We start from the raw sequence: 21,939 nt of genomic DNA on the forward strand, positions 1-21,939 counted from the left end.
ATACCTGGAGTTGATCGTGTCTCGTTCCTCCCTGCCCGTGAGCCGTCGCGGCTTCCTCGCCGGCGCGGGCGCGCTGGCGGGCGCCGTGACGCTCGGCGCCTGCGGCAACCCCGACAAGCTCAAGGGCTCCGGCCCCGGTTCCGGCGGCAACCAGCTGGTCGTCTACGACGGCGGCGGCGCCTGGGGGCAGGCCCAGCGCAAGGTGCTGTTCCAGCCGTTCGAGAAGGAGACCGGCATCAAGGTGGTGCCCGCTCCCGCACCGCCCGCCGCGCAGCTGCGCACCGCGATCTCCGCGGGCAAGCCCGGCATGGACGTGGTGGACCTCAACGGCGCCCGGATCGGCTCGTGGGCACGGGACGGCCTGCTCCAGGAGATCGACTACACCAAGTGGAACGATCCGTCGCTCAAGGGCAAGTTCGACCCGTACCCGGCCCAGCAGCACGCCGTCCCCGCGATCATCTTCGCCGTCCAGCTCGCCTACGACCGGCAGGCGCTCGGCCGCGACATGACGGGCTGGGCCGACATGTGGAACGGCTCGCTGCCCGGCAAGCGGTCGTTCCGCACCGGTGACGGCCCCGGCGGCGGGACGCTGGAGATCGCGCTGCTCGCCGACGGCGTCGCGCCCAAGGACCTGTACCCGATCGACATGGAACGGGCGCTGCGCAAGCTGTCGCAGGTCCGCTCGAACGTGCTGAAGTTCTGGGACAACGGCGCCGAGTCGATCCAGATGCTGGTGGACAAGCAGATCACCGGCGTCGCCGCGTGGAACGGCCGGATCGAGTCCGCGCTGGCCGGCGGCGCCAAGAACATCCAGTCCACGTTCGCGCAGGCCATCGTGCAGATCGACTACTGGGCGATCCCCAAGGGCGCCGCCAACGTGGAGGGCGCGCTGCGGTTCATCGAGTTCGCGTCCAAGCCCGAGCGGCAGGCCGAGTTCGCCCAGGAGATCACCTACGCGCCGACCGTCAAGTCCGCCTACGACCACATCCCCGCCGAGCGGCAGAAGCTGCTGGCCACCGCGCCCGGCCTGTCCGGCACGGTGCTGCAGAACATGGAGTACTGGAGCTCGCAGGACAAGAGCGGCAAGACGATGGAGGAGATCGCCATCGACCGCTGGCAGAAGTGGCTTTCCTCGTGAGCGAACCCGCCGTGAGCGAGCCCGCCGCCACCGGGAGGCGGCTGCCGCGGGGAGGCGTCGGCTGGCTGTCGCTGCCCGCCCTGCTGGTGCTCGTGGCGCTGTTCGTCCTGCCGCTGAGCCGCCTGTTCGTCGACTCGGTGCAGACCGACACGGGCCTGAACCTCACCCGCTACATCGACCTGTTCCACGACGGCCTGTTCTGGCCGATCATGGGCCGGACGGTGCGGCTGTCGCTGATCGTCACCTTCGCGGCGGCGTTGATCGGGTACCCGATCGCCTACACCGCGGCGCGGCTGCCCCGGCTCTGGGCGGCCGTGGTCCTGGCCTGCGTCGCGCTGCCGTTCTTCACCTCCACGCTGGTACGCAGCTACGCCTGGCGGGCGCTGCTCGCCGACAACGGCGTCATCAACGACATGCTGGTCGGCGCGGGGCTGTTCGACCGGCCGCGGCAGCTGGTGTTCAACGACCTCGGCATCGTGATCGGCATGACGCAGGTGCTGCTGCCGATGCTGGTGCTGCCCACGTACGCGGTGATGAAGGGCATCGACCGGTCGCTGACCAACGCTGCGCGCGGCATGGGCGCCTCGCCGTTCGCGGCCTGGCGGACGGTGTTCCTGCCGCAGTCGATGAGCGGGCTGGCGGCGGGCGCGAGCCTGGTGTTCATCAGCTCGCTGGGCTACTACACGACGCCCGCGCTGCTCGGCGGGCCGTCCACGCCGATGATCGCCCAGCGCATCGACGTGCAGATCAACACCCAGCAGGAGTACGGGCCGACGGCCGCCCAGGCGGTCATCATGCTCATCGGCGTCGTGATCCTGATGGTGCTGCTGCGCCGTCCCCTGGGCCTGTCCCGGCCGGGCGGCGCGACGCACTCGGGATCCGGCCTCGGACGGTGGCTGGGACGATGCTGGGCGATCGCGGCCGACGCGCTCGCCAACCGGCTGCTCGGCGGGGCGCCGGGACGGGCCGGAGTGGCGGTCGGCGCGGCGGTGAGCCGGGTCCGGCACGTGATCGTCGGCGCGCTGGCGGCGTTCGGGCTGGTGCTGCTCGTCGGCCCGCAGGTCGTCGTCGTGCTGCTGGCGTTCAACTCCTCCGACTACCTGTCGTTCCCGCCCACCGGGTACTCGACCCGCTGGTACGGCGAGTACTTCAACGACGAGTACTGGCGGTCGTCCACGCTGCTCAGCCTGGGCGTCGCGGTCGTGGCCGGGCTGATCGCCACGGCGGTCGGGGTGCTGTGCGCGTTCGCGGTGGCCCGGTGGCGGCGCCGCAGGCTGGCCACCGGCGTCTACCTGCTGTCCATGGCGCCGCTGGTGATGCCGCCGATCATCCTGGCGGTCGGGCTGTTCTTCACCTTCGCCCGGATCGGGCTGCTCGGCAGCCCGACCGGTCTGGTGCTGGCGTACGTGGTGCTCGGCGTCCCGTACGTGCTGATCACCAGCCAGGGCGTCGTCGCCGAGATCGACCCGCTGTACGAGCGCGCCGCCGCCAGCATGGGCGCCTCGCCGTGGCGCCGGGCGCGGACGATCGTCGCCCCGCTGATCGCGCCCGCGGTGGTGTCGTCGTTCCTGTTCTCGGTGATCATGGCGTTCGACGACCTGGTCATCGGGGTCTTCCTGGGCAGCGCCGAGACGGTGACCCTGCAGGTCCGCATGTACCAGGACATCCAGTTCGAGATCAGCCCGAAGGTCGCCGCGGTCGGCGTCGTCGTCACCTCGGCCATGCTGCTGACCGGGATGCTGGTCATGACGTTCAACCGGCTCGGGCTGTTCGGCCGCGCCCGCCGCGGCGGCCTCCCGGGGATGGGCCGATGACGCGGGGAGCGGACGCCGCGCGGCGCGCCACGGCGATGCTGGACGGCCAGGAGTCCCAGTGGCCGGAGCTGTCGCGGCGGTACCGGTGGCTGCACGAGCACCCCGAGCCGTCCATGGGCGAGCGGGAGACCGCGGCCGCGCTCGCCGGATGGCTTCGGGAGGCCGGATACGAGGTCACCGAGCACGTCGGCGGCACGGGCGTCGTCGGGGTGCTGCGCAACGGCCCGGGACCGACCGTCCTGCTGCGCGGCGACATGGACGCGCTGCCGGTCGAGGAGACCAGCGGCCTGCCCTACGCCAGCCGCCGCACCGCGACCCTGCCGTCCGGGGACGAGTCCCCGATGATGCACGCCTGCGGCCACGACATGCACGTGGCGTCCCTGCTGGGGACGGCGCAGACCTTGGCGTCCGGCCGCGCGGGCTGGTCCGGGACGGTGGTGGTGTGCGGGCAGCCGGGCGAGGAGACGGCGCAGGGCGCGCGGGCCATGGTCGAGGACGGCCTGATGACCCGCTTCCCGCGCCCGGACGTGTGCCTCGCCCAGCACGTCAGCTCGGCCGGCGACGGGATCGTCGAGCACCGGGCGGGCGTGTTCATGTCCGCGTCGGCCAGCATCGAGCTCACCGTGCACGGGCGGGGCGGGCACGCCTCCCAGCCGGAGGTCACCATCGACCCCGTCCTGCTCGGGTCGTACCTGGTCACGCGGCTGCAGGCGGTCGTCTCGCGGGAGACGACGCCGAGCGACCCGGCGGTGCTGAGCGTGTCGATGTTCCACGCCGGTGCGCAGGCCAACGTCATCCCGGACGACGCCGTGCTCACCCTCAACCTGCGGGCGCGCAGCGAGGAGCGCAAGGCGAAGCTGATCGAGGCGGTGCGGCGGATCGCGGCGGCCGAGTGCGCCTCGTACGGGGCGCCGCGGCCGCCCACGTTGCGGATCTTCTCCGACTTCCCGGCGCTGGCCAACGATCCCGCGCTCGTCGACGTGGTCGGCGGCGCGCACTCGGCGCTGCCCGGCACGACGGTCGAGGAGGGCCACGTGCGGATGGGCAGCGAGGACTTCTCCGAGTTCGGCCTGCCCGGACCGGGACGCTACGACGGACCGCCGATCCCCTACGTCTACTGGTGCTACGGCCTCACCGACCCGGACGTCTGGGACGCGGCGCCCGGCCGGACCCGGGAGGAGCGCATGGCCGCCGTGCCTGTCGCGCACACCGGCGACTTCGTCCCGCGGCACCCCGAACGCACCCTGCGCCGAGGGGTCGAGCTCCTGCTGGCGGCGGCCCTGTGCTTCTTGTGACCGTGCTTCCTGTGATCTTGTTTCGCGGCGGTGCCCGTCCGGCGGCGGTAACCTTCGGGCATACCGCGGCCCCCGACTCTGGAGACCCCCACCCGTGACCGCTGAGCGCCCCTCCCGAGCCGCGGACGCGGTGATCGCGCGGTGGGCCGCGACGCTGACCGTCCAGGCCGGGCCCCGCCGCCGCGCCGCCCGCGAGCACGCGGTCGCCGAACTGCGCGCGGCGATCTCCGAAGGCGTGCTGCCGCCGGGGGCGGAGATCCCCGAGCAGGCCGCCGCCGAGGCGCTGGGCACGTCCCGCAACACGCTGCGCGAGGCGTTCCGCGTGCTGTTCCACGACGGCCTGCTGGAACACCGCGACCATCGGGGCGTCATCGTCCGCAGGCTGCGCGCCGAGGACATCGTCGACATCTACAACGCGCGCATCCTGCTCGAATGCGGGGCGCTGGAGGCGGCCCACCGGGCCCCGTCCGAGCGCGTCGACCTGATCCGGCAGGCCGCCGCCGCGGGACTGGCCGCGCTGCCCGGCCGCGACCCCCAGGAACTGCGCCGCTGCGGCATGGCGTTCCACCTCAGCGTCGTGGCGCTGGCCCGCTCCCGCCTGGTCAGCGCGTTCGCCGACACCCTGTTCACCCAGCTCCAGCTCGCCTACCACCAGACCCGGGACCCGGCCGAGTTCCACGCGTCGTTCATCGAACGCAACGTGGTCATCGCCGACCGGCTCGGCGAGGGCGAGTTCGGCGAGGCCGCCGACGCGATGCGCCAATACCTCCGCGACGCCCAGGCCCAGCTCCTCACCTCGATCGCCATGCCCCACTGACCGGCCGCGAGGACGCCTCATACCGGGGTGGCACGCGCAGACCTCACACTGGGAGTTGACGCCGGTTACGGCCGGGGTCATTAGTGTCGACCGCCATGAGACGCAGGTCGGTTCTGACGATGGCGGCGGGCTTGGCGGCGGCGTCGATGGCGCCCGTTCCGGTGGCCGCGCAGGGACGGCCGACGGGTGCGCGGGCGCGGGTGCGCCTGCCCGTCCCGTCCGGCCCGCACGAGATCGGTACGGTGCCGCTGCACCTGGTCGACCGGTCGCGGCCCGATCCGTGGGCGGGTCCGCCCGCGTACCGGGAGCTGATGGTCAGCGTCTGGTACCCGGCGGTGCGGACCGGCGGGCACCAGATCGCGCCCCACATGGAGCCGGGTGCGGCCGAGCGTTTCGGTGCCGTCACCCGTCACAGGATCCCGCCGGGCACGGTCGACTGGGCCGCCACCCGCACACACGCCCGGCAAGGGGCGCCGGCCGACCCGCGGGGCGGGCGGCGGCCGGTGGTGCTCTACTCGCCTGGTGCCGGCGATCCGCGCACCTGGGGCACGGTGCTGGTGGAGGAACTGGCGAGCCGCGGGTACGTCGTGGTGACCATTGACCACACCTACGAATCGCCGGGCGTCCAGTTTCCCGACGGCTCGGTCAGGAACAACGACCGGCTCTTCGAGGAGATCGCGCAGGCCGAGCAGAACGGCACCTTTCCGGCCTTGCTGCGGAAGGTGCTCGGAGCCAGGATCGGCGACACCCGGTTCGTGCTGGACCGGCTCCCCACACTGCCGCACGGACTGTCCGGTGTGGTCGACCTGGACCGGATCGGCATGTTCGGCCAGTCCGGGGGCGGGTTCACCGCCGCCCAGGGCATGTACGAGGACCGCCGGATCCGGGCCGGGATCGACCTGGACGGGACGCTGGAGTTCAACCGCGAGCCGGACGGCACGAACCTCTCGCCCGTCGCCGTGCACGGCCTGCGCCGGCCGTTCATGCTGATGGGCAGGCAGGGCAGCGACCACACCACCGAGCCGTCGTGGAAGGCGTTCTGGTCGCACAGCACCGGCTGGCGCCGCGACCTGACCCTGCGGGGCTCCAAGCACCAGACCTACACCGACCTGGCGGCGATCATGCCGCGGACGGGGCTGCCGCGGAACGTCGTCGAGGACGCGATCGGCACGACCGACCCCGCCCGCGCCGTCGCGGCGCAGCGGGCCTATGTCACGTCCTTCTTCGACCGCTGGCTGCGCCATCGCGACGACCATCTCCTGGACGGACCGTCGCCGCGTTATCCCGAGCTCGCCTTCGTCGACTGATCAGAATCGGCATATTCGGCCAGCCATATGAAGGGTCGGGTATTTCATTCGCCATAGCGCGTGAGTACGGGGGCCGGCGTCGGGCGCCGGCCCCCGTATTCACTGGCGGGTGTTACTTCTTGCCGCGCTCCTTGCCGTGCTCCTTGAGCTGGTTCTCGTCCCCTTCGTTGTCCTGGTCGACCTTCTGGTCGCAGTGGTTCTTGATGTCGACGGGCGAGTGCTCCACCTTGGAGTCGACGTTAACCGGAGCGAAGACGACGAAGCAGACCTGCGCGTTGTCGTTCTCGAACTTGTCGTTGTCGTGCTTCTTGTTGGCGTCGATCGTGTCGTGCTCGCCGCCCTTCGGGTGAGCGACAGCGGCCTCGGCCATCGCGGCGGACCCCGCGCCGAGCAGGACACCGCCCACAGCCATGGTGAGCGCGCTAGCAGCAGCAAATCGCCGGAACATCATGCTTCCTCCTTGTTTGGCGGGCGCGCCGATACCGGTACCGTCCATGCTGGACTCACTGGTTAATCGACATTTGCAGACGGCCCAGTCCATACCCGTGTTTCGATGCTCTTGCGGCGCCGGGTCGTTCCTTTCCCAAGGCATTGCCCGACACGGACGGAAACGGCGGGCGGGCATTCGGGCGCCGTACCCGGTGTGACGATCACTTGTCCGCCCCGGCCTTCCGTCATGCCGGCCGTTGGCGGCGGCGTGATGTGATCACTGGGTCCCGCGTTGTTTCGGTCCGACCTTCCGCATTGATTTCGCGATCCAGGTCTTATGTCGGGCGTGATCGGATGGCTGGTTATTTCGGAGAAAGGTCCGGAATGATCCGCGCGGCTCCGCTGCCACACCGCTCTCATCAGCCTGACAGCCCTCACTGACCCTTCGGGCCGTATGTGGTCACGCGAGTGGCCAGGCCCCCCGGGCGGTGATACGAACGGGCGGTGATCATGTGACGTCTTCCGCCGGACGGTGAGCAATGAGATCCCGCCAACCCCTCACTCGCAGGAGGCTCCTCGCGAACAGCGCCGGTCTGGTGGCCGCCGGTGCGTTCGGCCTGCGCGAAAGCCCGGCGCACGCCGGGCAGGCCGCCCTTTCCCGGCCGGTGCGGGACTGGCGTCCCGCGGCCGAGGACGTGCGCCGCGAACTCCTGCACACCTGGAACGCCTACAAGAGGTTCGCCTGGGGTCACGACCACCTGCTGCCCGTGAGCGGGGGGCACGGCGAGTTCTTCGACAACGCCCACCCCGTCGGGCTCACCATCGTCGAAGCCCTCGACACGCTGTACCTGATGCGGCTCGACGACGAACTGGCCGAAGGCATCGCGTGGATCGAGGAGAACCTCGACTTCTCGACCGTCAACGCCGACATCCAGGTCTTCGAGACCAACATCCGGATGGTGGGCGGCCTGCTCTCGGGCCATCTCGCCACCCGCGAGCCCGCGCTGCTCCGGCACGCCCGGCGGATCGCCGACATCCTGATGCCGTGCTTCGAGCGGTCGCCGACCGGCATCCCGTACCGCTTCGTCAACCCGAGCACCGGGGAGATCAGCGGCGTCACCAACCCGCTGGCCGAGGTCGGCACCATCATCACCGAGTTCGGGACGCTCTCCCGGCTGACCGGTGACGCCAAGTACCACCGGGCCGCCAAGAAGGCGATGAAGGCGGTCATCGACCGGCGCTCGGAACTGGACCTCCTCGGCACCGAGATCAACGTCGAGACCGGCCGGTGGGTCAACGGCGCGGCGACGATCCACCCGCCGGTCGACTCGTTCTTCGAGTACGTGTGGGACGCCTGGGACCTGTTCGGCGACACCGACTTCCGCGCCTGGTACGAGATCCTCACGCGCGCGATCCTCGAGCACGAGAGCACGACCATCGACGGTCACCTGTGGTTCGCCCGCGTCGACAAGGACGACGGCGACGTGGTGGCCACCGATCAGTCCGAACTCGGCTCGTTCTATGCCGGGTTGCTCGCCCAGAGCGGGCACCGGCGGCTCGGCGACGCCTACCTCGCCTCGTGGACCTCGGTGCTCGACCGGTATCCGGTGCTGCCCGAGGGGTACGACCCGGCGACGCGGGCCGCCACCGCGAAGGGCAACCAGCTGCGGCCCGAGTACGTCGACTCGTGCCTCAACCTGTGGCTCGTCGCGGGACCGGGCCGTCCGGCCGCCGAGCGGTACCGGGAACTGGCCTACGACTACTACGTGCGGCAGAAGCGGCACTCCCGCGTCGCCAACGGCTGGACGATCATCGAGGACGTCACCGCCGCGCCCGTCCGGCACGGCGACCTCACCTCGGGCTACTGGTGGTCGGAGCAGATGAAGTACTGGTACCTCATGTTCGCCAAGGCGGACCGGTTCGACTACCGGAGCAACTACCTGTCGACGGAGGGCAACGTCTTCCGCGGGCTGCTCCGGCGCTGATCCGGCGCCGTTTCACAGGGCCGCCCGGTCGGCGGTCAGGACCTCCCACTGGCGGGCGACGCCCTCGGCGAGGGCGGTGGACGGGCGGTAGCCCAGCAGGGCGCGTGACTTGGCCAGGTCGGCGGCCGTGACGGCGACGTCACCGGGCTGCGGCGCGGCGTGGACGGCCGGTATCGGACGCCCGGTGACGTCGGCGGCCAGGTCGAGCAGGTCGTGCAGCCGCACCGGGGCGCCGCCGCCGACGTTGACCGCCTCGGCGCGGGCCGGGACGCTGCCCGCGGCGAGCGTCGCGGAGACGGCGTCGGCGACGTAGGTGAAGTCGCGGCGCTGCGTACCGTCGCCGAACAGGTGCACCGGCTCGCCGGTGAGCGCGGCGCGGAGCACCCGGCTGATCATCATGTCGGTCCGCTGGCGCGGCCCGTACAGGGTGAAGTACCGCAGCGCGACCACGGCCGTGGTCGCGCCGGGGCGCCGGGCGTGTTCCAGGCACAGCCGTTCGGCCGCCAGCTTCGTCATCCCGTAGGGGGACGCGGGAAGGGCGGGGTGGTCCTCGCGCGACGGATCCCCGCCGGTGGTCCCGTAGACGCTGGACGAGGAGGCCACCACGAGCCGTGGCGTGCCCACGTTCGCGCATGCGGCCAGGACACGCTGGGTCGCCACGACGTTGCAGGCGACATAGTCGGCGAATTCGCGGCCCCAGGACGCGCGCACGCCGGCGACGGCCGCCAGGTGGTAGACGTGGGCGGCGCCTTCCAGCAGCGGCTCCAGGGGGACGCGGTTCAGGTCGGCGACGACGAGGCGGAATCCGGGCCGTCCCAGCAGTCCGGCCAGGTTGGCCGCGGCGGTGGCGTCCCGGGCAGGCGAGCGCCGGTCGATGCCCACCACCCGCGTGCCGCGGGCCACCAGCGCGTCGGCCACATGCGAGCCGAGAAAGCCCGCGACGCCCGTGACCACCACCGCACGGGCGCCCACGCGCTCAACGCGCATGGTAGTTGAGCGCCAGCACGACGCCGATGTCCGGGCCGTGGTGGAGGGGGCGTTCGTGGGGGATGCCGGCACCTCGGAAGACCGTCACGCCGTGCTCGGGATAGGTGAGCGGGACTCCTCCGCCGCTCGTCCGGGCCCCGCCGTGCTCGGCGATCTCGGCGGCGGACGCGGACGCCAGCTCGGGGTGCAGCAGGAGCGGGCCGATGTCGCCGCGCAGGTGGACGAGCATCTGGAGCTCGAACTCGGGCCGGTCGGTGTGCAGGCCGCAGTACGCACCCGGCGGGTAGTAGAGGTAGGCGGCCTGGAACGGGGCCATGGGACGTCCGCTGAGAAGTTCCGCCAGGGTGAGCAGTTGCGGGCTGTGGTGCAGGGCTTGGAGTAGCGGCCCCCGATCGAGCCAGTACTGGTGGCTGTCGGAGGCCGCACCCACTCTTCGTCCCACGCGGTGCGACAGCCGGGCCCGCCCGGCCAGGCGACTCGCCTCCGATGCCAGCCGGCGGCGCAGCGGGTCCGGCCAGAGCCCGTCGACGCGGCAGGACGACGTCTCGTCCAGTTGGCGCGCCAGGGCGCGGAAGGCACCGCGGTCCGCTATCCGGTCCGGGAAAAGCAGCGAGGAAAGGGCGGCCGAAATTACGCCGCGCCGGTCGGCGTCCAGATCCGCGCCCTTTTGACCAGTTTCTTCGATAAAGACGGGCGGTTCACCCGACCTTACCTGACTGGCAGAGTTCCCTGTCGCCATGGCTTCCCTCTTTCTGCCTTGATATGGGTGCCACGTGGACTATCTTTACAAAAAAGTCGACTAATCTCCACTACACCCGGTGATCCGGCAATAAAGATCGCGTCCATCGAACGCCATGCCGATCGTTGATCGCCGACCCGACCGAGGTTCGGCAGAAAAGGGAGGCTCGAAATGCAGCTGGCCGTCACGCAAAACGAACGTGAGCTGCGCGACCAGGCGGTGGCGCGGATCCTTTCCCTCGACGTGGCCGAGCACGACGCGCTGTGTTCGAAGGACCCGGAAGTGGCGGCCCTCCGCCCGCTGATGCGGGACCTGATCCCGGCCGACTTCCCCGGTGTGACCCGGTGGTTCCTGCCGGTCGCCCCCGAGATGCCCGAGGCCGGGGCGGGACGGTTCGCCGCCTACCTGTCCCGGCTGGAGGCCGGCGCCACCGTCTCGGCGTCCGGCCCGGTGCGCAGCGCCTACGTCCTCAAGGTCGTGCTGACCGGCGCGGTCCGGTTCGAGGGGCGGACCTTGACCGCGGGCGACTGGCTGTGGGTCCCCACCGACCGGCCCTACGCCTTCACCGCCGGTGACCTCGGCGCCGTCCTCTTCTCCGCCCTGCCCTGCGTGGCGCCCGAGCCGGACGCCTCCGACGGCGCCGGCCCGGCGCTCGACGGGCTCGGCACGTCCCTGCTCAGCCGGGCCGCGAGGGGCTTCGTCACCTCGCGCGACCCCGGCGTGGACGCCGCGGTGCGCGACCTGGCCGGACTCGGCCGCGCGACGGGCCTGGGCGACTTCGCCGAGCGGGCCGACGGCGTCGCCCACCGGTTCCTCCCGTTCGCCCCGCCGATGCCGCAGGCGCCGCGCGGGTCCGGCCGGTTCTTCGTCTGGCAGTCGCTGCTGGAGCCGGGCACGCGGGTGCCGCGCCACTCGCACGAGCTGGAGCGGCTGGCCGACTACAAGGTCGTCATCAGCGGCTCGCTGCTGTGCGCGGGCCGGGAACTGACGGCGGGCGACTGGCTGTGGGCGCCGGCGGGCGAGAGCTACGAGTTCACCGCCGGCGAGACCGGGGCCCTGCTGGTGGCGGGCTGGCCCTACAACTAGCGCCGTACGCCGATGGGGACGGTACTTCCCAACAGCCTGCGCCACGTCCTTGACGAGCAGGGCCGGGACACCGGATTCTGCTTCGTGCGGGAGCCTGTGCGTGCCGAGCACATGCCGGTCTTCCATGCCTTGGCGAAAGACCACCGGATGGTCGGGCTGTGCAGTTTCGGTCCCTTCCCCCTTTTCCACGAGGGTTACCGGGATTTTTGGGAACTGCCTGGGGAGACCGTCCCCGAGGAGGGCTGGAATCGGCCCTTCATCGAGGCGTGCGAGGCCTGGTGCCATTGTTTCCGGGAACCGGACAGGTTTCTTCCACCGGGACGCCCCCGATTGCTCTTCAGCAATTCCGATTTCACGGATATCGAGCGGATCCGGGCCGCGGCCCTGCCCTCGGGGCCGGTCGGGAAACGGTGGGACGTCGTCTATAGCTGCCTGGGGCATCGTCTGTACGAGTTCCAGAAGGACTGGGACACGGCCAAGGCGTGCCTCAGGCGGCTGTGCGGCGACCTGGGGCTGCGCGTGCTGGTGGTGGGCCGCGCCGACTCCGCCGACCTGCCGGACCTGCCCGGCCTGGAGGTCCTCGAGTCGCTGCCGCTTCCGTGGGACGAGTTCCTCCAATACGTGGCCCGTGCCCGCGTGGTGATGCTGCCGCACCGTTTCGACGCGTCCCCGCGGGCGCTCCCCGAGGCGTTGGCAATGGACGTCCCCGTGCTCGTCCGCCGCGGCATCTTGGGCGGGTGGAAGTACGTGACGCCGGAAACCGGCGAGTTCTTCGACGACGAGGGGGACGTCGTCCAGGCGGCGTGGCGTGTCCTCACCGGCACCTACACGCCGAGCGCGTGGCTGAGCCGAAACTACGGCCGCCGGCGGGCGGAGGCCCGTCTCGCCGACTTCCTGCGGGGCCTGCCTGGGGGCGAGGGGCTGAAGGCGGCTCACGTCCACATAACGGGCGCCCTGTAGCGGACGATTGTGAAGGAGCCCGTGTATGGCCGCAGATGCGGTGATGGTGGAACTGCTCGCCGCCAATCCGTCCTGCCCGGATTCGCTGCTGCGCCGGGCGGCGCGGGTGGACGCGCGGCCACGGCGTGCCGTCGCGGCGCATCCACGGTCCCGTCCATGGCTGGCGGATCTGGCCCAGGACGAGGACTGGCAAACCCGGGTCAGCGTCACGGAGAATCCGGCCTGCCCGTCACCGCTGCTGCGGACGTTGGCGCGGGACGGCGAGCCGCGGGTCCGGGCGGCGGCGGCACGGTGCGCGGCGTGCCCGGAACCCGTCCACGCGCGGCTGGCGGAGGATCCGGTGCCGGAGGTCAGGGCGTCCGCCGCGGCCAATCCGCGCTGCCGGGCGCCCGTCCTCGAACTGCTGCTGGACGACGAGGCGTTGATCGTGCGCGACGCCGCGGTCAAGCATCCCGCCTGCCCTCCGTCCCGGCTGACGGTCAGGGCCGGGGCGGACCTTTGGTGGCGGACGGCGGTGGCCGCCCACCCCGCGGCGCCGCCGGCGGTCCTGGTCGCGCTTGCCGAGGACCGGGACGCGGTGGTCCGGGTCGCCGTCGCCCGGAACCCGGTGACGCCTCCCGCCGTGGTGGGGACGCTCTGCGTCGACCCGGATCCGGACGTGGCCTGCGCGGCGCTCCGCAATCGGGCGGTCCCGGCGGACCGCCTGGAACTGGCCGTGGTGCACGCGGCCGGGCGGCTGCGGGCCGCCGTCGCGCGCAACCCGTCGTGCCCGCGGCGTCTCCTGATGGCACTCGCGTCCGACGACGACGCGCACGTCCGCCTGGCCGTCGCCGAGAGTCCGCGTTGCCCGTCCGCGACGCTGGCCCGGCTCGCCGCCGACGGGGACGACGTCCTGCGGGCCGCGGTGGCCCGGAATCCCGAATGCCCGCCGCGCACGCTCAGTGACCTGGTTCTCTCGGGCTCCGTGAGCGTGCTCATCGCGCTGGCGTGGAACCCGTCCTGCCCGGCGGACCTGCTGCGCGATCTCGGGGCCCGTCCCGCCGCCGCGGTCAGGGCGGCCGTGGCCCGCCATCCGCGCTGCCCCGCCGACATGCTGGAGGTCCTCGCCGACGACGCGAGCCGCGAGGTCGCCGAGACCCTCGCGGTGTTCGCCGGGAACGAGGAGGTCCTGCTCCATCTCGCCGAGCGGTTCCACGTGGAAGGGGCGCGGACATGACCGAGACTCCGCCGCGCGTTCCGGCTCCGTCCGCCGAGGAGTTCCTGAACCGGTACGTCAGGCGCGGGCGGCCCGCGGTGTTCACCCGCCTTTTCCAGGGACAGCCGATCCACGACTTCCGCACCCGCGACGCCGCCCTGGAACGCCTCGGTGACCTGCCGATCACGGTCACCGAGCCGTACCACGCCGGCGGGTTCGCCGCGTTCCGGCCGGACGCGCCGCCGCCGCGGGCCGTGCGGACCACCCTGGCCGGTTACTTCCAGGACGACTCGCCACTGCTGTGCCTGGAACAGCCCACCCCACCCGAACTCCGGCGCACCTTCGACGTCCCCGGCTACCGGCGCGCACTCGGCGGCGAACCATGCGACGGCTGGGAGAGCCGCCTGTTCGCGGGCCACAAGGGCAAGGTCTCCAATCTGCACTTCGACGCGGACTTCCGCGGTGTCCTGCTCCACCAGGTCTTCGGCGTCAAGCGCCTGGTCTGGGTGCCGCCCGCGCAGTCGGCCAAGCTGCTGCCGTTCATGAACCTGAGCCTCCTGCTGCCCGGCCGCCTCACCGAGGACGACCGCCGGGAGTGGCTCGGCTACGTGCACGCGGCCGAGTGCGTCCTGCTGCCCGGCGACACGGCGTTCATCCCGACCGCCTACTGGCACCACGCCGAGTACGTGGAGGACTCGCTGTCGGTCAACCTCCGCCTTCCCCGCAACCCGTTCACGCGTGCCATCGGCGGCAGGGACGTGCACAAGACCTGGCGGCTGGGCTGCGTCGCGGCGTCGTCCCCCGACCCCACCGCCATGACCGGCGCCGACCGCGCCGACCTCGACCTCGTCCGGCGGACGCTGCGGCACCCCGGCACGCCCAGGGAGCGGCTCGACCTCATGGAAGAGACGATCCGGACCCTCTACGAGCGTCGCTGCCCGGGTCTGCCGGCACAGGCCTATGCCGACACGTCCCGCGCACTGGACGAGGAGACGGTCTGGACCCGCCTCATCGACGAAGGGGTGCTCTATGGGCCATGAACGCGCGGATCGTCGCCGGGTACAGGCGGTGCTCGACCTCCTGGATGCGCCGCTCCAGGCTCTGGGGAGTGTCGCCGGGCAGGACGGGCACCGGCTCCTGCGCCAGGACCGGCCCGGCGTCCACCTCGGGGACGGCGATGTGCACGGTGCACCCGGTGACCGCGACGCCCGCGGCGAGCGCGTCCTCCACCGCGTGGAGCCCGCGGAAGTCCGGCAGCAGCGACGGATGCAGGTTCAGGACACGACCGCCGTACCGCTCGAACATCGGCTCGGCGAGAACCGTCATGAAGCCCGCCATGACCACCAGTTCCACGCCGTGCCGCTCCAGCACGCGCACCAGCGAACGGGTGAAGGCGGCCCGGCCTGCCGGAGTGCGAACGCCGCGCGGGACGACCTCCCACGCCACCCCGTGGTCCGCCGCGACACCGGTGGCCGGGCAGGGCCTGTCGACGGCCACGACGGAGACGTCCAGGCCGTCCGCCAGAATGGCGCGCAGACCGGCGCCCTTGCCCGAAGCCAGCACCCCGATGCGCATGACACGACGCTAACCCGGGCGGGCATCCTCGTCATGGCGAAGGCACCGGTGCGTGGCCGGGTCAAGACGAGGCTGTGCCCGCCGTGCACGTCCGGCGAAGCGGCGGCGCTGGCCGAGGCGATGCTCGCCGACACCCTGGCCGCCGTCGCCGCGACTCCTTCGGCGTGGGCCCGCCTCGTCCTGGACGGCGATCCCGGGCCTTGGCTGCCGGACGGGATCGGCGTCGTCCCGCAGCGCGGGCGCGGCCTCGACGAGCGGCTGGAGGCGGCGTTCGCCGACGCGGGCGCCCCCGCGCTGGTGATCGCCGGGGACACGCCGCAGGTGACGCCCGCGCTGCTCCGCATGGCCCTGGCGGCGCTCGACGGGCCCGGCGCCGACGCCGTCCTCGGGCCGGCGCCCGACGGCGGCTACTGGGCGCTCGGACTGCGCCGCCCGGTCGCCGGAGTCTTCGCGGGGGTGCCGATGAGCCGTCCCACGACGCTGCGGGACCAGCGGTCGCGGCTGCGGGCGCTGGGGCTGTCGGTCACCGAGCTGCCGCCGCTGCGCGACGTCGACACGATGGCGGACGCGCGGGAGGTGGCCGCCGAGTGCGTCCCCGGTTCGCGGTTCCCCGCCGTCCTGGCACGTGTAGAGCGGGCGGTCGCACGCCGGGCCAGCCGGGCGAGCCGGGTGGGCCGGGCATGACCGTCCAACGGGTGAGCGCCGCGCTGTGGGGACGAGCCCCGTCCCCCGAGGCCGTGGCGCGGGCGGAGGCGCGGCGGCTGGCCGGTCCCCCGCGGACCCGCGCCGTGCTGACGATCGCCCGCGACGAGTCGGTCTTCCTGCCCATCTGGCTGCGCTACTACTCCCGTTTCTTCGCCCCGTCGGACATCTACGTCCTGGACCACGGTTCCACCGACGGCTCCGCCGACGGGCCCGGCTTCGTGCGCATCCCCGTCCGGAACGAGAACGTCGACGTGCTGTGGGTGCGGGACGCCGCCCAGGAGCACCAGCACCGGCTCATCGAAGGCTATGACGCCGTGCTGTACGCCGACGCGGACGAGATCGTCGTCCCCCATCCCCGGCTCGGCACGCTGGCCGACTACCTCGACCGTTTCCACGGCAGGGTCGCGCGGTGCACCGGATACGAGCTGATCCATCTGCGCGACCGGGAGGCGCCGTTCGATCCGGCACGGCCCGTCCTGGAGCAGCGGGGCCACTGGTTCCCCAACCCGCTCTACGGCAAGCCGGCCCTCGCCCGCGTCCCGGTCACGTGGGGCCCGGGGTTCCACACCTGCCGCGAGGCGGACGACGAGCCCGACCCCGATCTGTTCCTCCTCCACCTGCACCGCCTGGATTACGACCGGTGCCTGGACCGCCACCGCGCCCGCGCCGCGAAGCCGTGGAGCCGGGTGGATCTGGAACGCGGCTGGTATCACCAGATGCGCATCACCGAGGAACCGCATTTCCGGCGGTGGTTCTACGGTGACACCGGCACGCGCGGGGAGATCCCGATGCGGATCGAGCCCATCCCGGAGTTCTTGCGCGGCCTCTTCTGAGCGACCCCGGTCAACGTCGGCGCCCGACGCCGTCCAGGAACACTTTCACCGACCGCGCCGACTCCAGGCGGACGACGCGCAGGTGGCTCCACCGCTCCTCGCCGAGCGCGGCCTCGTACGCCCGGCGCTGCGGCTCGTAGCGGACGTAGGCGCGGGCGATCACGGAACGCCGCGGGTCCGGTGAGAGCAGCATCCGCCACTGCTCGCGGTTGCCGTTCCACAGCTCGGTGCGGCGGACGACGCGGGTGAGGGAGCGCCGGAACAGGCGGTGCACGACCGTCTGCCGGGACGGGCGCAGCCAGATCACGGTGTCCGCGCGCTCCCAGATCAGCCGCCGCCCGGTGCCGTGCTCGTCGCCGAGCACGTCCGCGTTCCCGTCCATGATCCACGCGTCGGTGGCGGCCAGTCCCCCGAGGCGGACGTGCAGCTCCGCCGCGGGCAGCTGCGTCCACCCGGGCTGGAACACGATGGCGTCCAGTTCCACGTGCGGCAGGTCCAGCCGTTCCGCCAGTGCCTTCGCGAGTGTCGTCTTGCCCGCCCCCGGGGGACCCACGACCGAGACACGCCGCATCCCGCGAACGTACCCGCGCCCGCGCCGCTCAAAGCCTCCCTCTACACATTTCGAAACATGACTTCCCAAAAGCGAGAGTCACGTTCTACATTGGTGGCGATCAGGTGTTTCGCGGCGGCGCACAGGAGGTCCCGGGTGGGCAACGATGCGTTCGACGGCATGCGCGTCGTCGAACTCGCACAGTGGGTGTTCGTTCCGGTGGCCGGTGCGCTGCTGGCCGACTGGGGCGCGGACGTCATCAGGGTCGAGCGCCCGGACGGCGACCCGTACCGCGCTCTGATCACGCAGGGCATCGGGGCCGGCAGCGACGGCGTCAACCTGTCGGTGGCCCTCGCGAACCGCGGCAAGCGCTCCGTCGCCCTGGACCTCCGCAGCGACGAGGGCCGGCGCCTGCTCGACCGGCTCCTGGAGACGGCCGACGTCTTCCTCACCAACTTCCGGCCGGCCGTGCTGCGCCGGTACGGGCTCGACTCGGAGGAGCTCACCCGCCGCTTCCCGCGGCTGGTCTACGCCCGCGGGCACGGCTTCGGGGCCCGGGGGCCCGGCGCCGACCGGCCCGGCTACGACTCCTCGGCCTTCTGGGCGCAGGGCGGCATGGCCCACGTCCTGACGCCACCGGACCGGGACCACCCCATCAGCCAGCGGGGCGCGCTCGGCGACCGCAACGGCGGCATGGCGCTGGCGTTCGGCATCGCCACCGCGCTCCTGCGGCGCGAGCGGACCGGCCAGGGCTCGGTCGTGGACGTCTCCCTGCTCGCCACCGCGATGTGGACGCTGTCGTCCGACGTGCTCGCCGCACTCGCGGGCGGGCAGCCGCGCGCCGCCTCCGGGCGCGGCGGCGCGGTCAACCCGCTCGTGGGCGCCTACCGGACCAGCGACGGGCGGCACATCCAGCTCGTCTTCCTCCAGGGCGACCGCTACTGGGCCGACTTCTGCCGGCTGATCGAACGGGACGACCTCATCGCGGACCCGCGGTTCGCCGACCTGAAGGCCCGCGGGGAGAACCTGGAGGCGTGCGTCGCCGAGCTGGAGGCCGAGTTCGCCACCCGCACCCTCGACGAGTGGAAGGACCTGCTGGACCGGATCGACGCGCCGTGGGCGCCCGTGCAGGCCGTCGAGGAGCTGCTCACCGACCCCCAGGTGCTGGCCAACGACTACATCGGCGAGGTCGAGCTGGAGGACGGCCGGTCGTACTCGCTGCCGAACGTCCCCGTGCAGTTCGACGAACGGCCCGCGGAGATGCGGCGGGCACCGGAGCACGGCGAGCACACCGAGACGGTCATGCTCGAACTCGGCTACACCTGGGAGCAGATCGCCGAGCTCAAGGACGCGGGGGCGATCCCGTGACGGCGGCACCGCGCCCCCTGCCGGTGCCCGACGAGCTCTCCGCCCCGTACTGGGAGGCCGCGGCCCGGCACGTGCTCTCCATCGCACGCTGTTCCCGTTGCGAGTCGTACGTCATTCCGCCGGGCCAGGCATGCCCGCACTGCCACGCGACCGACCCGATGTTCGCGTTCGAGCCGGTGAGCGGCCAGGGCAAGGTGCGGTCCTGGACGGTCATGCGGCAGTCGTTCCTGCCCGGATTCGCCGAGGAGGTGCCCTTCGTGCTCGTCGACGTCGAACTGGCCGAGCAGGACGAGCTGCGCCTGATCGGCCGGCTCCTGGACGGCCCGGACGCGGCCCTGCACGTCGGCGACCGGGTCACGGTGGCGTTCGAGGACGTGGCCCCGGGCGTCAGCGTCCCCGCGTTCGTGCTGGGGAGTGACGCATGAGCGCCCGGTTCAAGGCCTCCAACCAGGTGGCGGTCGTCGGCTACGCGCACAGCGCCGTCCAGCGGCACGCGAAGCGCACGCTGGGCACGCTCGCCGCCGAGGTGGCCCGCGACGCGATCGCCGACGCGGCGCTGGAGCCGCGCCAGGTGGACGGCTTCGTGACGGCGGCGCTGTTCCCCACCTCCGGCGACCACGCCGTCGAGGACGGCGTGAGCATGGTGTCGGCGAACTGGCTGGCCGAGCATCTGGGCGCTTCGCCCCGCTACGTCGCCGGTTTCCAGGGGATCGGCCAGATCTCCGGGTCCGTGTCGCTGGCGGTCAACGCGATCGCGAGCGGCGCCGCCGATTACGTCGTGCTCCACCGCGCCCTGCACAATCCGGCCGGGCGCTACCACCACAACGCGATGAGCGAGGCCAAGGGCCGCCAGCAGTGGACGGCGCCGCAGGGCTTCTTCGGCCCGCTGGCGATGATCGGACTGCCTTACAACGAGTACCTCCAGCGGTACGGCGCCGAGCGGGAGGCGATGACGCACGTGGTGGTCGAGGCCCGCAAGAACGGCGCCCGCATCCCCTGGTCGTACTGGTACGAACGGCCGCTGACGGCTGAGGAGTACCTGGCGGCACCGATGATCAACGATCCGGTGTGCCGGTTCGACGCCGACATCCCGGTGGACGGCGTCGCCGCCTTCGTGCTCACCTCGGCCGAACGCGCCCGCGACCTCCCGCACAAGCCCGTCCACATCGCCGGGTACGCCTCCAGCCCGCCCATCAGGCCGCGGCTTCCGCTGCACTGGACGCTCGACGACATCATGTCCGGCGGCACCGAGACCGCCCGCAGGCTGTGGGAGGCCAGCGGGGTGGGGCCGTCGGAGGTGGACCTGCCGCAGGTCTACGACGGCTTCTCGCCGTTCGTCTGGTTCTGGCTCGAAGTCCTCGGCCTCTGCCCGGTCGGCGAGGCGCACCGCTTCATCGCCGACGGCGGGATCGACAGCGACGACCCCGCCGCCCTCCCCGCGATGTCGGGCGGCGGCGCGCTCGGCAACGGCCGCATGCACGGCATCCCGCAGATGCTGGAGTGCTACCTGCAGCTGTCCGGGCGGGCCGGCGAACGCCAGCGGCAGAACGCGACCGTCGGCCTGGCCTGCCATTCCTCCCCCCACTACGGGGGCGCCGTCGTCTACACCAACGAGCCCTGGTGACCGGGCCTCACAGCAAGAAAGGGAACGAGCCCATGGAAGGGATCCTCTCCGAACGGCGCTCGTATGTGGCGGGTAAATGGGTGGAGGGCGACGAGGCCTTCGCCGTGGAGAACCCGGCCGACGAGTCGACGGTGACCGAGCTGTCCGCCACCCCGCCGGCCGAGATCGAGCGGGCCGTCGTCGAGGCCCGGCACAGCTTCGACGACGGGGTGTGGGCGGACGCCGCGCCGGCCGAGCGGGCCAGGGTCCTGCGCGCGTTCCTCGACCACGTCGAGGCGTCGCGGGCGGCGCTCGTCGCGACGATGGTCGCCGAGGCGGGCCAGCCCCCGTCGTTCGCCGAGCGCGCGCAGTTCCTCGCCGGACTGGGCCTGGCCCGGGGGACGATCGACCTCTACCTGTCGATGGCGCATGAGGAGGCCAACCCGGTGCCGGCCGATGAGCTGGTCCGCGGGCGGGTGGCGCTGAGCCTGCGGCGGCATGAGCCGGTCGGGGTGGTGTCGGCGATCACCCCGTACAACGGGGCGATCATCATGGCGATGCAGAAGATCGTCCCGGCGCTGATGGCGGGCAACTCGGTGGTCCTGCGGCCCAGCCCGCTGACGCCGCTGTCCTCGCTGGTGTTCGGGGCCGCGGCGGACGCGGCGGGCCTGCCGCCCGGCGTGCTGAGCGTGGTGGTGGAGAACGGGTCGGCCGGCGCCGAACTGCTCACCACCCATCCGGCCGTCGACATGGTCTCCTTCACCGGCTCCAGCGCGGTGGGCCGGCGCATCCTCGCCCAGGCGGCGCCGACGATCAAGCACGTGGGCCTCGAACTCGGCGGCAAGTCGGCGCAGATCTACCTTCCCGACGCCGTCCACCGGGCGGCGGCCGGCGCGGTCGCCGTCGTCGCGGCCACCGCGGGACAGGCGTGCGTCGCCGCCACCCGGATGCTGGTGCCGCGGGAACGCAAGGACGAGGTGCTCGACGCGGTCTCCCAGGCGTACTCCGCCCTCGTCGTCGGTGCCCCCACCGACCCGTCCACCACGCTGGGGCCGGTCATCAGCGCCGCGCAGCGGGAGCGCTGCGAGCACTTCGTCTCCCTGGCCGTGGAGCACGGCGGCGGGGTGGTCCGCGGGGGCGGCCGCCCGGGCGGGCTGGACCGCGGCTACTACTTCGAGCCGACCGTCCTCGACCTGCCCGACAACGCCAATCCCGCGGCCCAGGAGGAGATCTTCGGCCCGGTCATCGGGATCATCGGCTACCGCGACCTCGACGACGCCGTCCGGATGGCCAACGACAGCGCGTACGGGCTGTCCGGGCAGGTGTACGGCGCCGACACCGCGGCGGCCACGGCGGTCGCCCGGCGGCTGCGCACCGGCGCGGTCAACGTCAACACCGCGCTGTTCAGCGCCTACGCCCCCGGCGGCGGCTACAAGCAGAGCGGCCTCGGCCGCGAGCGCGGAACCGACGGCATCCGCGCCTATCAGGAAGTGAAGCATCTGGTGGTCGGCGAGCTCCGCTGATCCCGCCCCCAGGAGCCCGTAGCAAGGAAG

Annotated in this window: 21 protein-coding genes; 16 read left to right on the forward strand and 5 right to left on the reverse strand. The window is 72.2% G+C overall.

All coding sequences use genetic code 11. The annotated features are described in order from the left end of the window. Positions 1 to 16 precede the first annotated feature (16 nt). The 5 genes from ABD340_RS36535 to ABD340_RS36555 all read left to right on the forward strand — a co-directional run bounded on the left by ABD340_RS36535 (position 17) and on the right by ABD340_RS36555 (position 6,371). Entirely contained in the window at positions 17 to 1,138 is a 1,122-nt protein-coding gene (locus ABD340_RS36535; RefSeq protein WP_344595361.1) for an ABC transporter substrate-binding protein, read from the forward strand. Then, on the forward strand, positions 1,135 to 2,952 hold the full coding sequence (locus ABD340_RS36540) for an ABC transporter permease (RefSeq protein ID WP_344595362.1): 1,818 nt from the start codon (positions 1,135 to 1,137) through the stop codon (positions 2,950 to 2,952). Before ABD340_RS36535 ends, ABD340_RS36540 begins: the two co-directional genes overlap by 4 nt. Continuing rightward, positions 2,949 to 4,247 carry an amidohydrolase gene (locus tag ABD340_RS36545; RefSeq protein ID WP_344595364.1) on the forward strand — a complete coding sequence of 433 codons (1,299 nt, stop codon included), beginning with the start codon at positions 2,949 to 2,951 and terminating at the stop codon, positions 4,245 to 4,247. The genes ABD340_RS36540 and ABD340_RS36545 overlap by 4 nt, the downstream gene beginning before the upstream one ends. 94 nt (positions 4,248 to 4,341) lie before the next feature. Beyond that, a complete protein-coding gene (locus ABD340_RS36550) occupies positions 4,342 to 5,064 on the forward strand; it encodes a GntR family transcriptional regulator (RefSeq protein ID WP_344595366.1) in 723 nt (240 codons plus the stop codon). A gap of 95 nt (positions 5,065 to 5,159) precedes the next feature. Beyond that, positions 5,160 to 6,371, forward strand: a complete 1,212-nt coding sequence (locus ABD340_RS36555) for an alpha/beta hydrolase family protein (protein ID WP_344595368.1) — start codon at positions 5,160 to 5,162, stop codon at positions 6,369 to 6,371. Positions 6,372 to 6,483: 112 nt separating this feature from the next. Here the strand turns inward: ABD340_RS36555 and ABD340_RS36560 are convergent, their stop codons facing one another. After that, a complete protein-coding gene (locus tag ABD340_RS36560; RefSeq protein WP_344595370.1) occupies positions 6,484 to 6,822 on the reverse strand; it encodes a hypothetical protein in 339 nt (112 codons plus the stop codon). 574 nt (positions 6,823 to 7,396) lie between these two features. Here ABD340_RS36560 and ABD340_RS36565 point away from each other — a divergent pair. Further along, positions 7,397 to 8,785 carry a glycoside hydrolase family 47 protein gene (locus ABD340_RS36565; RefSeq protein WP_344595372.1) on the forward strand — a complete coding sequence of 463 codons (1,389 nt, stop codon included), beginning with the start codon at positions 7,397 to 7,399 and terminating at the stop codon, positions 8,783 to 8,785. A gap of 12 nt (positions 8,786 to 8,797) precedes the next feature. Here the strand turns inward: ABD340_RS36565 and ABD340_RS36570 are convergent, their stop codons facing one another. Both ABD340_RS36570 and ABD340_RS36575 read right to left on the reverse strand, forming a co-directional pair. Then, complete coding sequence (locus ABD340_RS36570; protein ID WP_344595374.1) at positions 8,798 to 9,772, reverse strand: NAD-dependent epimerase/dehydratase family protein; 975 nt, start codon at positions 9,770 to 9,772, stop codon at positions 8,798 to 8,800. Next, entirely contained in the window at positions 9,762 to 10,202 is a 441-nt protein-coding gene (locus ABD340_RS36575) for a hypothetical protein (protein ID WP_344595376.1), read from the reverse strand. Before ABD340_RS36575 ends, ABD340_RS36570 begins: the two co-directional genes overlap by 11 nt. Before the next feature lie 480 nt (positions 10,203 to 10,682). Here ABD340_RS36575 and ABD340_RS36580 point away from each other — a divergent pair, with 480 nt between their 5' ends. Genes ABD340_RS36580 through ABD340_RS36595 form a run of 4 tightly spaced genes read left to right on the forward strand, consistent with a single transcriptional unit; the run spans position 10,683 to position 14,792 of the window. After that, positions 10,683 to 11,597 (forward strand): cupin domain-containing protein, encoded by a 915-nt coding sequence (locus tag ABD340_RS36580; protein WP_344595378.1) that lies wholly within the window; start codon positions 10,683 to 10,685, stop codon positions 11,595 to 11,597. 12 nt (positions 11,598 to 11,609) lie between these two features. Continuing rightward, positions 11,610 to 12,557 (forward strand): glycosyltransferase family protein, encoded by a 948-nt coding sequence (locus ABD340_RS36585; protein WP_344595380.1) that lies wholly within the window; start codon positions 11,610 to 11,612, stop codon positions 12,555 to 12,557. A 25-nt stretch (positions 12,558 to 12,582) separates the two neighbouring features. Next, positions 12,583 to 13,773 (forward strand): hypothetical protein, encoded by a 1,191-nt coding sequence (locus ABD340_RS36590; protein WP_344595381.1) that lies wholly within the window; start codon positions 12,583 to 12,585, stop codon positions 13,771 to 13,773. Next, positions 13,770 to 14,792 carry a cupin-like domain-containing protein gene (locus ABD340_RS36595; RefSeq protein ID WP_344595383.1) on the forward strand — a complete coding sequence of 341 codons (1,023 nt, stop codon included), beginning with the start codon at positions 13,770 to 13,772 and terminating at the stop codon, positions 14,790 to 14,792. Before ABD340_RS36590 ends, ABD340_RS36595 begins: the two co-directional genes overlap by 4 nt. Here ABD340_RS36595 and purN read toward each other — a convergent pair. Continuing rightward, on the reverse strand, positions 14,761 to 15,327 hold the full coding sequence (gene purN / locus ABD340_RS36600) for a phosphoribosylglycinamide formyltransferase (protein WP_344595384.1): 567 nt from the start codon (positions 15,325 to 15,327) through the stop codon (positions 14,761 to 14,763). The two genes, ABD340_RS36595 and purN, sit on opposite strands and share 32 nt — an antisense overlap. Before the next feature lie 33 nt (positions 15,328 to 15,360). Between purN and ABD340_RS36605 the strand changes: the two genes are divergently transcribed. Next, a complete protein-coding gene (locus ABD340_RS36605; protein ID WP_344595385.1) occupies positions 15,361 to 16,011 on the forward strand; it encodes a TIGR04282 family arsenosugar biosynthesis glycosyltransferase in 651 nt (216 codons plus the stop codon). Continuing rightward, on the forward strand, positions 16,008 to 16,865 hold the full coding sequence (locus tag ABD340_RS36610) for a glycosyltransferase family 2 protein (RefSeq protein ID WP_344595386.1): 858 nt from the start codon (positions 16,008 to 16,010) through the stop codon (positions 16,863 to 16,865). The genes ABD340_RS36605 and ABD340_RS36610 overlap by 4 nt, the downstream gene beginning before the upstream one ends. Before the next feature lie 10 nt (positions 16,866 to 16,875). Here the strand turns inward: ABD340_RS36610 and ABD340_RS36615 are convergent, their stop codons facing one another. Then, positions 16,876 to 17,436 (reverse strand): AAA family ATPase, encoded by a 561-nt coding sequence (locus ABD340_RS36615; protein WP_344595387.1) that lies wholly within the window; start codon positions 17,434 to 17,436, stop codon positions 16,876 to 16,878. 135 nt (positions 17,437 to 17,571) lie between these two features. Here ABD340_RS36615 and ABD340_RS36620 point away from each other — a divergent pair, with 135 nt between their 5' ends. Genes ABD340_RS36620 through ABD340_RS36635 form a run of 4 tightly spaced genes read left to right on the forward strand, consistent with a single transcriptional unit; the run spans position 17,572 to position 21,909 of the window. Beyond that, positions 17,572 to 18,783 carry a CaiB/BaiF CoA transferase family protein gene (locus tag ABD340_RS36620; protein WP_344595389.1) on the forward strand — a complete coding sequence of 404 codons (1,212 nt, stop codon included), beginning with the start codon at positions 17,572 to 17,574 and terminating at the stop codon, positions 18,781 to 18,783. Then, entirely contained in the window at positions 18,780 to 19,208 is a 429-nt protein-coding gene (locus ABD340_RS36625) for a Zn-ribbon domain-containing OB-fold protein (protein ID WP_344595390.1), read from the forward strand. Before ABD340_RS36620 ends, ABD340_RS36625 begins: the two co-directional genes overlap by 4 nt. Next, a complete protein-coding gene (locus tag ABD340_RS36630; RefSeq protein ID WP_344595392.1) occupies positions 19,205 to 20,407 on the forward strand; it encodes a thiolase family protein in 1,203 nt (400 codons plus the stop codon). The genes ABD340_RS36625 and ABD340_RS36630 overlap by 4 nt, the downstream gene beginning before the upstream one ends. Before the next feature lie 32 nt (positions 20,408 to 20,439). Further along, complete coding sequence (locus ABD340_RS36635; protein ID WP_344595393.1) at positions 20,440 to 21,909, forward strand: aldehyde dehydrogenase family protein; 1,470 nt, start codon at positions 20,440 to 20,442, stop codon at positions 21,907 to 21,909. The last annotated feature ends 30 nt before the right edge of the window (positions 21,910 to 21,939 follow it).

The organism is Actinomadura vinacea, from assembly GCF_039532545.1.
In the GTDB taxonomy this organism is placed as follows: Bacteria; Actinomycetota; Actinomycetes; order Streptosporangiales; family Streptosporangiaceae; genus Spirillospora; species Spirillospora vinacea.

Excerpts from the sequence above, each read along its gene's own strand:
- ABD340_RS36545 (WP_344595364.1), top strand. The coding sequence starts at position 2,949 with ATGACGCGGGGAGCGGACGCCGCGCGGCGCGCCACGGCGATGCTGGAC.
- ABD340_RS36555 (WP_344595368.1), top strand. The coding sequence starts at position 5,160 with ATGAGACGCAGGTCGGTTCTGACGATGGCGGCGGGCTTGGCGGCGGCG.
- ABD340_RS36560 (WP_344595370.1), bottom strand. The coding sequence starts at position 6,822 with ATGATGTTCCGGCGATTTGCTGCTGCTAGCGCGCTCACCATGGCTGTG.
- ABD340_RS36570 (WP_344595374.1), bottom strand. The coding sequence starts at position 9,772 with ATGCGCGTTGAGCGCGTGGGCGCCCGTGCGGTGGTGGTCACGGGCGTC.
- ABD340_RS36580 (WP_344595378.1), top strand. The coding sequence starts at position 10,683 with ATGCAGCTGGCCGTCACGCAAAACGAACGTGAGCTGCGCGACCAGGCG.
- ABD340_RS36585 (WP_344595380.1), top strand. The coding sequence starts at position 11,610 with ATGGGGACGGTACTTCCCAACAGCCTGCGCCACGTCCTTGACGAGCAG.
- ABD340_RS36590 (WP_344595381.1), top strand. The coding sequence starts at position 12,583 with ATGGCCGCAGATGCGGTGATGGTGGAACTGCTCGCCGCCAATCCGTCC.
- ABD340_RS36595 (WP_344595383.1), top strand. The coding sequence starts at position 13,770 with ATGACCGAGACTCCGCCGCGCGTTCCGGCTCCGTCCGCCGAGGAGTTC.
- purN (WP_344595384.1), bottom strand. The coding sequence starts at position 15,327 with ATGCGCATCGGGGTGCTGGCTTCGGGCAAGGGCGCCGGTCTGCGCGCC.
- ABD340_RS36605 (WP_344595385.1), top strand. The coding sequence starts at position 15,361 with ATGGCGAAGGCACCGGTGCGTGGCCGGGTCAAGACGAGGCTGTGCCCG.
- ABD340_RS36610 (WP_344595386.1), top strand. The coding sequence starts at position 16,008 with ATGACCGTCCAACGGGTGAGCGCCGCGCTGTGGGGACGAGCCCCGTCC.
- ABD340_RS36615 (WP_344595387.1), bottom strand. The coding sequence starts at position 17,436 with ATGCGGCGTGTCTCGGTCGTGGGTCCCCCGGGGGCGGGCAAGACGACA.
- ABD340_RS36630 (WP_344595392.1), top strand. The coding sequence starts at position 19,205 with ATGAGCGCCCGGTTCAAGGCCTCCAACCAGGTGGCGGTCGTCGGCTAC.
- ABD340_RS36635 (WP_344595393.1), top strand. The coding sequence starts at position 20,440 with ATGGAAGGGATCCTCTCCGAACGGCGCTCGTATGTGGCGGGTAAATGG.